General features: G+C 56.9%; 5 protein-coding genes. 4 read left to right on the top strand and 1 reads right to left on the bottom strand.

Annotation, left to right across the window (positions count from 1 at the left end):
* Positions 1 to 5: 5 nt before the first annotated feature.
* Positions 6 to 3,245 carry a SusC/RagA family TonB-linked outer membrane protein gene (locus ACYU70_RS11870; RefSeq protein WP_342297423.1) on the bottom strand — a complete coding sequence of 1,080 codons (3,240 nt, stop codon included), beginning with the start codon at positions 3,243 to 3,245 and terminating at the stop codon, positions 6 to 8.
* 390 nt (positions 3,246 to 3,635) lie between these two features.
* On the opposite strand from ACYU70_RS11870, the gene ACYU70_RS11865 reads away from it, so the two are divergent.
* The 4 genes from ACYU70_RS11865 (at position 3,636) to ACYU70_RS11850 (ending at position 13,723) form a co-directional block, all read left to right on the top strand.
* Entirely contained in the window at positions 3,636 to 6,926 is a 3,291-nt protein-coding gene (locus ACYU70_RS11865) for a SusC/RagA family TonB-linked outer membrane protein (RefSeq protein ID WP_342297421.1), read from the top strand.
* A 12-nt stretch (positions 6,927 to 6,938) separates the two neighbouring features.
* Positions 6,939 to 8,549: a SusD/RagB family nutrient-binding outer membrane lipoprotein gene (locus tag ACYU70_RS11860; protein WP_342297420.1), complete on the top strand. Its 1,611-nt coding sequence runs from the start codon at positions 6,939 to 6,941 to the stop codon at positions 8,547 to 8,549.
* Between the two features lie 395 nt (positions 8,550 to 8,944).
* Positions 8,945 to 12,259, top strand: coding sequence for a SusC/RagA family TonB-linked outer membrane protein (locus ACYU70_RS11855; RefSeq protein WP_342297418.1), 3,315 nt, complete (start codon positions 8,945 to 8,947; stop codon positions 12,257 to 12,259).
* Between the two features lie 27 nt (positions 12,260 to 12,286).
* Positions 12,287 to 13,723, top strand: coding sequence for a SusD/RagB family nutrient-binding outer membrane lipoprotein (locus tag ACYU70_RS11850; RefSeq protein WP_342297415.1), 1,437 nt, complete (start codon positions 12,287 to 12,289; stop codon positions 13,721 to 13,723).
* The last annotated feature ends 64 nt before the right edge of the window (positions 13,724 to 13,787 follow it).

The following is a 13,787-nucleotide window of genomic DNA, read 5'->3' as shown; positions in this document are numbered from 1 at the left end:
GTGGATTAGAAGGTCACCCGCATGTTCACGCCGTAGCGGCGCGTGGTGGGCGCGTTCGTGTATTCGAAGCCTTGCTGGTTGCTGGCACCGAAGGTGCTGGTTTCGGGGTCGAAGTTGGAATACTTCGGAATGTTGGGCGAGTACCAGTACAGGTTGCGGCCCGATACGGAGAAGTTGACGATGCCGAAGGGCGTTTTTTCCAGCAGCGATTTGGGCAGGTCGTAGCCCAGGGTGATTTCGCGCAGGCGCACCGTGGTGGCATCATAAATCGACTGCTCATCGAAAGCACCGATTGCCGCCGAGCCCGAGCCGAAATAGAAGTCGTTCATGGTGATGGCCGTGGTGTTCGGAATGGTGCTGCCGCTGGCATCGTGGAGGGGTTGCTTCGTCACCGGGCTGCCCTGCACCCCTTTGATAATCACCAGGCGGTTGCGGTCTTCGGTGTCTTTGGTTACGCCGCGGCCCAGCTCCTGCTGCAAGGTGGTAGAGTACAAGTCGCCGCCCTTGCGGAAGTCAATCAGCGTGTTCAGGGTGATGCCCTTGTAGGTGAACTGGTTGATGAAGCCCATGATGAACTGCGGGTTCGGGTTGCCGATAATCCGGCTGGTGCCCTGAATCATGCGGCCCGTGTTGGGGTCAATCAGGTAGTTGCCTTTATCGTCGCGGGCAGCCACCGAGCCGAAGATGACGCCATAGGGCTGGCCGGCAATGTGCACCGAGTAAGGCCCCCCGTTAAAGTTGGTGCCAAAAGGAATCTGGGTCACTTTGTCGCTGCCGCTCCCCAGGCTTTCCACAATGTTCTTGTTGTGCGTAAAGTTGAACGTGCTGCTCCAACGGAAGCCGCGGTTATCAACCGGCACTACCGTCAAAGCAATTTCCTCACCTTTGTTGGATACTTCCCCGAAGTTGGTTACCCGGGCGCTGTAGCCGGTGGAGGCGGCGATGTACTGCGGCAAAATCTGGTTGGTGGTGCGCTTGTCGTAATACGTGGCATTCAGCGAAACCCGGTTGCGGAAAAGGGTGATTTCCGTTCCCACTTCCAGTTCCGTGGTGAACTCCGGCGTCAGGGCAGGGTTGTTGATAACGTTGCTCAGGGCCAGGCCCGGCACGCCATTGAAGGGAAATGAGCTGTTGCCGGTATTGTTGCCGTAGGTCGGGTTGATGGTGTAGAGCGGAGCACCCGACTGGTAGGGCGAGGCATCGCGGCCCACGCGGCCGTAAGCAGCGCGCACCTTAAACAGGTCCAGCCACGAGGTGTTGAACTGCAGGGCCTCGTTCAGCACCACCGAGCCACTCACGCTGGGGTAGAAGAACGAGCGGCCGCTCTGGCCGAATACGCCGTTCTTGTTCAGCGTCGACGACCAGTCGTTGCGGCCGGTCGCGGTCAGGAACGCCCAGTTTTTGTAGCCCACCGTCACGTTGCCCAGCAGGCCCATGAGGCGGCGCTTGCTGTAGGCGTAGCCGTTGGTGCTCTTCTGCTCGGTGTTCTCGATGTTATCGATGCCAAACACGATGATGGGACCGCCGGCGTACGACAGGCCCTCAAACTTGCGCTGGTTCACGTTCTGGCCAAAGCTGGCCGTCAGGCTGATGTCCTCGGTCAGGTTCTTGTTCACGTTTACGAGCAGAGTCTGCTCCAGCTCAGTGTTCTGGAAGCTGTCTTCCAACACGTTGCCCAGGCCCGAGTAGCCCACCGAACCCGGTCGCACGGTGGTGCGGCGGAAGTCGGTGTAGGTGTTTACGCCACCGGTGTAGGTCACGGTCAGCCAGTCTTTGATGGCGTAAGCCAGGCCCACGCTGCCCACCACGCGGTCGACGCGCGACACGTAGCTGTTGTTCTCTACCGACCAGATGGGGTTGTCGGCCTGCGTCGTCAGCCAGGCAAATTGCGAGGCCTTGGTCACGGGGTTGATGTAGGGCAGGCCCTGCAGGTCGAGGCTGCGCGTCAGGAACAGGATGCGCGAAAACGCCGAGTTGTTGCCGACGGCGTTGTTGGCCCCCAGTTGCGGGCCGTGCTGCTCACTGTTGGTGTAGGCCACGTTGCCGCTCACCGTGAACTTCTTGAAGTGGCCCGAGCCGCCCGCACTCACGTTGTTGCGCACGAACGACGAGTAGGGGATGATGCCCTGCTGGTCGGCCCGCGATATAATGGTGGTGAACGAAGCGTTGTCGCTGTTGCCGCTCAGCGAAACCGAGTTCTCAAACACGTGGCCCGTTTTGAAGAAGTCCTTTACGTTGTTGGGGTAAGCCTGGTAAGGAATCTGGGTGCCCGCCGGAATGTTGGGAAAATCGGCGAGACCTGCCTGCGGATGAGTAATAGTAGCTGGCGCGAAAGAGCTGCCAAACTGCGGGCCCCACGAGCCGTTCACGTTCGTCTGCACGAAGTTGGCACCTGCGCCGTAGCTGTTCTGGTACACGGGCAGGGCCGCGATTTTCTCAATCGAGTAGCCCGTGGTGTAGCCCAGCTGCACGCCTTTGGCACCGCGCTGGCCACCACCACCGGTTTTGGTGGTGATAACGATAACCCCACCGGCTGCCCGCGACCCGTAGAGCGCGGCGGCAGCCGCACCTTTCAGCACGTTGATGGTGGCAATGTTGTTGGGGTCTACATCGGAAGTCCGGCTGGAGTAGCCGGCACCGTGCACCAGCGAGTTCTCCGAATCCGTCTGGGAGTTGTCGTAAGGCACACCGTCCACGATGAAGAGCGGCTCGTTGCTGCCCAGCAGCGACGTGTTGCCCCGGATGGTGATACGGGACGACGAGCCCGGTACCCCGCTGGAGCTGATGATGTTCACGCCCGGCACTTTGCCGGTGAGCGTGCGCAAAATGTCGGGCTCCGACTTCTGCACTACCTGCTCCGCCTTCACTTCGGACACGGCAAAGCCCAGCGCCCGCTTCTCGCGCGAGATGCCCAGGGCCGTTACCGTAACCTCGTCCAACTGCTTGTTGTCGAGTGCCATCGAGACATTCACCGGCCCACCGGTGCCAATGGGCTGCTCAGTAGTGATGTAGCCCAGGTACTTGAATTGCAGCGTTGACGCCGAGCCCGGGACATTCAGCTCAAATTTGCCATCGGCATCGGTGGCGGTGCCCGTGGTGGTGCCTTTCACGATAACGCTCACCCCGGGCAGGCCTTCGTTATTGCTTTTGTCGAGCACGCGGCCCGCTACCTGCCGCGTTTGCGCCCAGCTCCGCCCGGCCAGGGTCAGCAGCAAGAGCAGGCTTAATAGTAAGGTTCTCTTCATCGAGTTGTAAAAGTGGGTGTGTGAAAAAAGGGGAAAAACAGTATGGGGGTGGCAGTTTAAAAGGTGAAAGTACGGCATTTGCCGAAAATTTCCCCACAGTAGGGCCGCGATATTTCCCTTTAACAGCTCTTTAACTGCGCCGAAGCCAAGCCGCGGCCTGTTGCAATCGTCGAATTGATGCGCGATGCCTGCGCATTGCACACGCCCGCACAAATGTTTTCGGGAGCATATTTTTCGTGTTTTAATATATAAAATATTAAATATGTATATTTAATATGTATTTGTAATTATTGATGCTATAGCTGGCTCTACCGCAGACGGTTGAGTCATTAGGCGTAAGCGGCCTTTTCTCCACTCTTTAACCATCCATTCACTATTTCCCAACCTTACATGAAACGCTTTTACTTCATGGTCATCTTCGTGATGACCTGCCTGTTGCAGCAGGCAGTAGCGCAAGACCGGGTCATCTCGGGGCGTGTGACGGACCGTACTACCGGGCAAGGATTGCCGGGTGTAACGGTCCTGGTGAAAGGAACCACCATCGGCGCGTCCACCAACGCCGATGGCTCGTTCTCGCTCAGTGTGCCACCTACGGCCACCACCCTGAGCATTAGTTCCATCGGATATACCACGGTGGAGCAGCCCATTGGCACCAACTCGGCGTTCAACGTGGCCCTGGCCTCCGATACCAAGCAGCTGGGTGAGGTGGTGGTGACCGGGGCGCTGGGCATCCAGCGGCAGTCGGGCCAGGTGGGTTACGCCACGGCCACGCTCGACACGAAGGAGATTAACCAGGCCCGGGTAACGAACGTGACCAACGGGCTGGCCGGCAAGGTGTCGGGCTTGCAGATTCAGACGCTGAACGCGGGCATTAACCCCAGCGTGCGGGTGACGTTGCGCGGGTCGCGCTCGCTCACGGGCAACAACGAAGCCCTCATCGTAATCGACGGGGTGATATCGCCGAACGATGTGCTGACGGCCCTCAACCCCGACGACATCGCCTCGATATCGGTGCTGAAGGGAGCCAACGCGGCGGCCCTCTACGGGTCGCAGGCTTCGAACGGGGCATTGATTGTAACAACCAAGCAGGGGGGGGGCGCCCCCCAGGTAACGCTGTCGCAAACCTCGCAGTTTGAGTCGCTGGCGTTTCTGCCCAAGTTTCAGAGCGAGTTCGGGCCGGGGGCCAACTCTTGGAACGGACCCCGGCCGGGCACCAAATCACGGCCGGACTTCAGCCCCGACAACAGCGTAGACAGCCAGGAAATATACGCCTACACCGGCTACGAGAACCAGCAGTTTGGCCCGCGTTTCGATGGCTCCCTCCGGCCCTTTGGCGAAAAGCTGGCTAATGGCGACCTGCAAATGATAACCTACGAAGCCCGCCCCAACGAGAAGCGGAAGTTCTTCAACAACGGCTACCAGATGCAGAACGGCGTCACGTTTTCGGCGGGTACGGAGAAGAGCAAGTTTTTTGCCTCCTACCAGAACGTTCACAACAACGGCATTATTCCGAAGGATAAGTTCGACCGCAATACTTTCCGCCTCAATGCCTCGCATGAGATTGGCCGGCTCTCGGTGGGATTCAATGTGTCGTACTCGCAGCAAGTGGTGGATGCGACTTCCAACCTCGACCGGAATAATACGGTGTACTGGAACGTCTTCAACACGACGGTGCTTTCGCCGCTCACTTCCTACAGCGACTGGCGCAACAACGAGTTTGCCAATCCAAACGGCTACGCCAACGCCTTCTATTTCAATCCCTACTATATTCTCGATAACAACCGTCTGAAAGACAAGCGCAACACGGTGCAGGGCAACATCGACCTGTCGTACAAGCTGCTTGACTGGCTGCGGATACAGTACCGCCTGGGCACGACTAATATCAACCAGACGGCCCTCTACACGCAAAACCGGTTCGATTACAGTCCCTACGTGCGTGCCGGCAACACCAACAAAAGCGGTACCGGCGACCCGGGCTTCGTACAGGACGTGGGCAGCGTCCTCACCCGGCTCAATTCGGACCTGTTTGCGAGCGTGGACAAGACCTTCGGGGATATTTCGGTGCAGGCCATTCTGGGGAATAATGTGCAGCAGCTTGACAGCCGCTTCAACTACGTGGCCTCGACGGCGCTGGCTACGCCTGACTTGTTCAACCTCCAGAACCGCATCGGCAACCTGAACGGCTTCAATGGCTCGGCCCGCACGCGCCTGTATGCCTTCTACGCCGACCTGACGCTGGGCTACCGGGATTTCCTGTACCTGCACGGCTCGGGCCGCTACGATAATACGTCCATTCTCAGCGCCTCCAACCGCAGCTTCTTCTACCCGGGGGCCGATGTGTCGTTCATCTTCACCAACGCCATCCCGGCGCTCAAGGAAGTGTCGTTCTTGGACTACGGCAAAATCCGGGGCGGCATTACCAAAGTGAGCCAAGTGAACCTGGGCAACGCGCCCGTGCTCCCGGCCAGCCTGCCGGCCGGGGTGAATTTCGGCGTGTTTCAGACCGGCGGGGCTTACCGGCTAAACTCGACCTACTCCCTGGGCGTGGGCTACCCCTTCGGGTCATCAGCCTCTTTCACCGCTGATAATGGCTTGGTAAACGCCAGCCTGCTGCCGGAAACTACGCGCTCCATCGAAGCGGGCATTGAGCTCAGTTTCCTGAAGCGCCGGGTGGCGGGGGCCGTCACGTACTACACCCAGCGCAGTACCGGCCAAACCGTCAATACCAGCATATCGTCGGCTTCGGGCTACAATGCCTTGCTGCTGAACGCGGGCGAGGTGCAGAACCGTGGCCTGGAAGCCGACCTGAATATCACACCAGTCCGCATCCAGGATGGCCTGACCGTGACCGTCGGCGGCAACTTCAACTATAATAACAACGAAGTGATTTCGCTGCCGGGTGGTCTCACACAGCTGGCGCTTTCCACCGGCGGCAATGCCCAGCTCTACGCCATTCCGGGGCAGCCATTCCCGGTGCTGCAAGGCTCGCACTACCAGCGCACCGCCGACGGCCTCGTCAAGATGGGCACCACGAAAAATGCCTACGACAAGACCGACCCTACTACTTACTACTTCCCGCTGAAGGCTTCCGACAACCAAACCTTTGGCAACACTCAGCCTAAATATAAGTATGGCATGAACGCCAGCATCGCCTACAAGGGCTTCACGCTGGCCGGCCAGGGCGAGCTGCGCACCGGCTACGTGGTGTACAATACCATTGGTGAGGACCTCGACTTCACGGGCAGCGGCGCGCGTAGCGTTAAGTACGGCCGGCAGGATTTCGTGTATCCAAATTCGGCCATTTCGAACGATGGCGGCGTGACCTACGTGCCCAACACCTCGGGCCTGACGCCCGGCGGGGCCGAGTTCTGGGCCCAGAACTCAACCTGGAACCGGACGGTGGCCGAGAACTACGTCACCTCCGGCAAATTCTTCAAAATCCGGGAGGTTTCGCTTGGGTACGCCCTGCCGGCGGCCATGCTCACGAAAATCGGCTTTGTGAAGGGGCTTTCGCTGAATGTGTACGGCCGCAACATCTACACCTGGGTGCCCAAGGAGAACATCTACACCGACCCCGAATTCAGCTCCTTCACCTCGACGAGCAATGCCGTGGGCATCAACAACATTCTCCAAACGCCGCCCACCAAGTTTTACGGTGCCACACTTTCGGCCTCTTTCTAACCGCTCATGTTTATGAAACCAGCACTTAAGATACTCGCAGCAGGGGCGTTTGCACTGGCCGTTGGGGGTTGCTCAACCTTCATCGACATCAACGAAAACCCCAACGCTCCCACGGTCGTGAAGCCCGATGCCATTCTGGCGCAGGCGCTGGCCATCACCGCCGCCAACTACACCGGCGGCCAGGGGGCCGTTGCGCCCAACAACCAGAACTACAACAGCTACGCCAGCTTTGCCGCCGACTATTGGGGCAAGTCCGGCGTGGTGAGTGGCTTCGGGGAAGAGCGCACGTACAACTACTCGTCTTCGTACTACGGTAACCTGTTCAGCTTCACTTACGACAACCTGAACGACTACAACCTCATCCAGCAGCAGGGCACCGCGCAGGGCTACCCGTTCCACGCCGCCATTGCCCGCATCATGAAGGTGTATAACTTCCAGCTGCTGGTGGACGAGTACGGCGACATTCCATACAAGCAGGCCTTGCAGGCCGCCGGCAACGTCACCCCCGCTTACGACAAAGCCGATGCCATCTACAAAGATTTCATCGTGCAGCTCGATGGGGCCATCGATGACATCAACAAGGCCACGGCCGCCAGCGGCTCGCGGGTAGTAGGGGCGGAGGACGTTGTATTCGGTGGCAACATGACCAAGTGGAAGCAGTTTGCCAACAGTCTCAAACTGCGCGTGCTACTCCGCCAGTCGCAGGTGCCGGCCCTGGATGGCTACGTGCGCACCGAAATGACCCGGCTACAAGCCGCACCCGATGGCTTCATTGATGCCGATGTAGTGGTGCAGCCCGGCTACGCCCAAAGCACCAACCAGCAAAACCCGCTCTACAACCGGTACGGGCTCACGCCCTCGGGCTCGAACACCACGGAACGGAGCTACCAGATTCCGACCAACTACATCATCGCCCAATACGTCAGCAACAACGACCCACGCGTTTCCCAGCTCTACGCCTTAGGCAGCCGGACGGTAAACGGTGTGACGACCGATGCTTACGTCGGCACCGATGCCGGCGAAAGTGGCCCGCCCTCCTTCAACGGCAACGTGGTGGCTTCGCGCTTCCTACTCAACGGCGGGATTCTGAAAGGCTTCAATGCCCCAACGCCGCTAATGCTGCTGGCCGAACACTTATTTGCCAAAGCCGAAGCCGAAACCCGGGGCTTGTTCACGGGCGGCGACGCTGCCGCCAAAGCCGATTTCCTCGATGGCATTAAGGCTTCCTTCGTGTATTTCTATCGGCCGGCCACGGGCAGCGTCAACCCCTTGGCCAGCTCAACCACCGGCGTGGCCGAATACACGACCTACATTGCCGCCAATGCCACCAACCCCCTCGTGAACTACGACCTGGCCCCATCCTCAGGAGCCTTGGGCAAACAGTCGGTCATCATCTACCAGAAGTACTTGGCCATGAATTCCGTTGCCAGCACCGAAGCCTGGGATGACTACCGCCGCACCGCCCAGCCCAAATTCCAGCCTTCGCTGGAATCCGCTTCGCCCCGCCCCGACAGGCTGCCCACCCGCCTCCTGTACCCGCTGAGCGAAGTGAGCACCAACGCGGCCAACATCCCGCCAAATGTGGACCAATACACGAAAATCTTCTGGGATGTGGTGGACTAAATTTCATTAAAGGCACTTAAACAGCAAGGGCTGCCCCATGGGGCAGCCCTTGCTGTTTAAGTGCCTTTAATGAAATTTACTTCAAGTTTCGTCCTTTTATGAAATCATTGCCAACTAGTTCTTGAATTCTTTGGAGAATCACTTAAGGCAATGAAAAACAATGTTTTTAACAATCTAATGCGATGTTTAGTCAGAGACAATGCAGCGAATTGGACGACTTTTATATTAAAAAAGTAAAATATATAAATTATTAATAGATGTAGGTGAAATGAATTGCTTAGCATTGGCGTAACAAAAAAACTTGTAATACCTTGCCATTAGATTGGTATCGTTAAGTTCTTTTTTCCTTCATTTCTGCCACTTTTTTTCAATTCACTCACCATTTTCATTACTACATGAAACACTTCTTTTTCATGGTCGTCTTACTGATGACTTGCCTGTTGCAGCAGGTAAATGCACAAGACCGAACTATCTCGGGTCGCGTGACGGACCGTTCCAATGGGCAAGGTTTGCCCGGTGCAACGGTTCTGGTAAAAGGGACCACCATCGGTGCATCAACCAATGCCGATGGTTCTTTCTCGCTGAGTGTGCCCGCTAACGCTACGGCCCTCAGCATCAGCTCCGTTGGTTTCGCCAGCATTGAGCAGCCCATCGGTGCCAACACTACGTTCAACGTTTCGCTGGCTGCTGATACCAAACAGCTCGGTGAAGTAGTGGTGACCGCCCTTGGCGTGGAGCGTACCCGCAACTCGTTGCCTTTCTCTGCAACGCAGATTGAAGGCAACAACATTACGGTAGCCCGTAACCCCAACGCCGTCAATGGCCTGGCAGGTAAAGTTGCCGGTCTGAACATCCAGCAGAACAACGGTCTGGGCAGCTCTTCGAACGTGGTTATCCGCGGCACGAAGTCGTTGTTTGGTAACAACCAAGCGCTGTTCGTAGTGGATGGTGTGCCGATTAGCAACGCCAATACGAACACTGCTACGCAGGCTACCGGTGGCGGTGGCTACGACTACGGTAACGCGGCTGCTGACATCAACCCCGATGATATTGCCTCGACCACGGTGCTGAAAGGCGCTGCGGCCACCGCCCTCTACGGTTCGCGGGCTGCCAACGGTGTAATTCTGATTACCACCAAAAAAGGCCGTCGTGGCCTCGGGGTAACGATAAACGCCGGCGCTACGCTCGGCCGCATCGACAAGAGCACCTTCATTAAGTACCAGGACCGTTACGGTGCTGGCTACGGCCGTTACTACGAAGACCCCACGGGCTACTTCCTGCTCCGCGACGTTCAGGGCAACGGCAAAGAAGAGCTGGTAGCTCCCTTGTCGGAGGATGCTTCGTACGGTGGTGCCTTCAACCCGAGCCTGCTCGTTTATCAGTGGGACTCTTTCGACCCAACTTCCCCTAACTACCGCAAAGCCACGCCGTGGGTAAATGCCGCCAATGGCGCCGCAACCTTCTTCGAAACGGCTAGCACGCTGAACAACAGTGTCACCATTGATGGTGGCAATGACAACGGCTATTTCAAATTGGGCTACAACCGCGTTGATGACCGTGGAGTAATGCCGAACAGCAAAATCGCCAAGAACATCATCAACTTCGCCGGTTCGCTGAACCTGACGCCCCGCCTCACCACCAGTGCTTCCATCAACTACACGAACGTGAAGGGCCAGGGCCGCTACGGCACGGGCTACGGCGATGGCAACATCATCACCAACATGCGTCAGTGGTGGCAGACCAACGTGGACATCAAGGACCAGAAGGCTGCCTATGAGCGCAACATCGGCCGTGGCTACCATGCTACCTGGAACTACGCTGACCCGGACAACCTGTCGCCCATCTACTGGAACAACCCTTACTGGGTGCGCGAGCAGAACTACGAAACCGATTCGCGTGACCGCTATTTCGGCAACGTAGCTGCTACCTACAAGTTCACCAACTGGTTCAACGTACTGGGCCGCGTGACGCTGGATACCTACAGCGAAGTGCAGGAAGAGCGTCTTGCCGTAGGCAGCGTAGGGGTTTCGGAATACAGCCGCTTCAACCGCACTTCGCGTGAAGCCAACTTTGACCTGATTGGCAACTTCTCGGCTAACATCGCCAGTAATTTGACTTTCAAAGGTTTGGTGGGCGCTAACATGCGTCGCAATGCAGTTAGCAGCATTCGTGCTTTCACCAACAATGGCCTGTCGGTACCCGGCCTGTACTCGCTTTCTAACTCGGTTGACCCGCTGACTCCCCCAATTGAGAGCGAGACCAAAATCGGTGTTGACGGCATCTTCGGTAGCGGCACGTTTGGCTTCCGCGACATGGTATTCCTGGACCTGACCCTGCGTCGGGATAAGTCGACTACCTTGCCCTCCGCCAACAACGTTTTCTATTACCCTTCGGCAGCACTCAGCTTTGCTTTCTCGGAACTGACCAAAGAGTCGGCCCCGTGGCTGTCCTATGGCAAAGCCTTGGTTAACTACGCTGAAGTAGGCTCGGATGCGCCGTCACAGGTCGTATACGATTACTACTCCAAGCCCACTGCCTTCGGCTCGACGGCCCTCTTCAGCCTGCCGAACATTAAAAACAGCGATAAGCTGGTGCCCGAGCGCACCAAGAGCATTGAAGCTGGTGTTGAACTGGCTTTCCTCAACAGCCGCCTCGGTGTGAATGCTACGGTTTATCAGCAGAACACCATCAACCAGATTATCCCGCTGAACCTTTCGACTGCTACCGGCTACAGCCAGCGCTACGTAAACTCCGGCGAAATTCGCAACCGTGGTGTTGAAATCGGTGGTTACTTGACCCCGATTAAGAACGAGAACGTGACCTGGACGGTGAACCTGAACTGGTACAAGAACCAGAACCAGGTTATTTCGCTGGCTGAAGGCCTCGACAACATCGTACTGGCTTCGTACCAGGGTGGTGTAACTTCTAATGCTACGGTAGGCCAGCCTTTCGGCATGCTGCGTGGCTCGGACTACCGCTATAGCGCCAGCGGCGACCGCATCCTGAACGTAACCAAGAGCGCTTCCACGGGCCTGCCCACGGCTGCTTATTATGCTCAGACCGGTGCCAACAACGTAATCGGCAACCCTAACCCCGATTGGAAAGGTGGTGTTTCGAACACGGTGAGCTACAAAGGCCTGTCGCTGTATTTCTTGGTTGACATCCGTAAGGGTGGTGATGTATTCTCGCTCGACCGCTACTACGGCCTGGCTACCGGCCTGCAGCCCGAGACTGCTACCAACAACGAACTGGGCAACCCGAGCCGCACACCCATTACCCGCAATTCGGACGGTACCTATGCCGCTACCAGCGGTGGCGTAATTCTGCCGGGTGTGTATGCCAACGGAACCACCATTGGCGGTCAGGATGTTTCGGGCCAAAAGAACACGGTTCGCAGCCCCAACACCGAATACGGTCTGTATGGCTACTTGCGTAATCCTAACTCGACTTTCGTGTACGATGCCAGCTTCGTGAAACTGCGTGAGGTTTCGCTGACGTATTCGCTCCCAAACACGCTGATTTCGAAGATGGGTGGTGTGAAAGGCATTGATATTTCGCTGATTGGTCGCAACCTGTGGATTATCCACAAGAACCTGCCTGACGCTGACCCGGAAGATGCTTTGAGCTCCGGCAACTTGGGCCAAGGCTACTCTTCAGGGTCCTTCCCCGCAGTGCGTAGCATGGGTGCTAACCTGCGCTTCCGGTTCTAATCCCATAGCTTTCAATTAACTACCCGAATGAAAAAGACTCTTCTATTTTGCTCAACGGCGCTGTTTTTAGCGACGTCCTGCGTGGATAGCCTTGACACTTATAACGTCGACCCTAAAAGCGCTACCAAAGTTCTCAGTGTAACCCTGGTGTCGAATGCTGAGCGTAGCCTTGCCCGCACGGTGGCCAGCACAAACGTCAACCTGAACCCTTTCCGCTTGTTCGTTCAGTACTGGGCCCAAACGACCTACTTCGACGAGAGCATCTACAACATCACCACGCGTCCCATTCCCGGTACTTTCTGGACCGCACTGTACCGCGATGTACTGGCTGACCTGCGCGAATCGAGAAAGATTATCGCGGCTGACCAGCTCATCTCATCGGGTGTTCGGGCCAACCAAAATGCCATCGTGGAAGTGTTGGAGGTGTACACCTGGTCGACCCTCGTGAACACTTTTGGCAATGTGCCTTATTCCAAGGCCCTGGACATTACCAATGCCCAACCATCTTACGATGATGCGGCTACTATCTACAATGACCTGATTGTCCGCCTTGATGCAGCCATTGCTCAAATGGACAATACTGCTGGGAGTGGTGCCTTTGAAAAAGGCGACCTGCTCTACAAAGGCGATATGGATGCCTGGAAAATGTTTGCCAACTCGTTGAAGCTTCGTTTTGCCCTGACACTTGCTGACGCAAATAGCACCAAAGCCAGCCAGATGGCTGGTCAGGCTGCTGCCGGTGTGTTTACAAGCAATAGCGAAAATGCGCAGGTGAACTTCCTGTCGACCGCCCCTAACACCAACCCGGTTTGGGAAGACCTGATTCAGAGCGGCCGTTATGACTTCGTGGGTGCCAATACGTTCATTAACCGGTTGAACACCCTAAACGACCCGCGTCGCAACGATTACTTCAAGCTGGCTGCCAACGGTACGTACCGTGGTGGGGTGTATGGCACCAACAACAGCTACGCTAGTTACTCGGCCCCCGGTGTTAAGTTGGAAGACCCAACTATGCCCGGTGTACTACTGTCGTACAGCGAGGTTGAGTTCCTGCTGGCCGAAGCCGTTGAGCGTGGCTATACTGCCGTTGGTGGCACCGCTGCTGCGCACTACGAAAATGCTGTAACCGCTTCTATTCTGGAGTGGGGTGGTACCACGGCCGAGGCCGCTACGTACCTGGCACAGCCTACCGTGGCATACGCTACTGCTACGGGTACTTACAAGCAGAAAATTGGTGTGCAGAAGTGGATTGCCCTGTACGGCCAGCCGGTTGATTCGTGGAGAGAGTACCGTCGCCTCGATTCGCCTACGCTGACTGCACCAACGGGTGCTTTGAGCGCACTGCCCCTCCGTTTCACCTACCCCATAGTTGAGCAGAACCTGAACGGTGCCAACTACTCTGCAGCATCTGCTGCAATTGGTGGCGACCAGGTAACGACGAAGATTTTCTGGGACAAGTTCTAGTAAGTCCGCAGTTCACAAAAAAGGGCTACCCGATTCGGGTAGCCCTTTTTTTGTGAACTGTTGA

The organism is Hymenobacter segetis, assembly GCF_054776495.1.
Note: the sequence above shows the minus strand (reverse complement) of the source record. Positions and strands in the feature narration are given on the sequence as shown.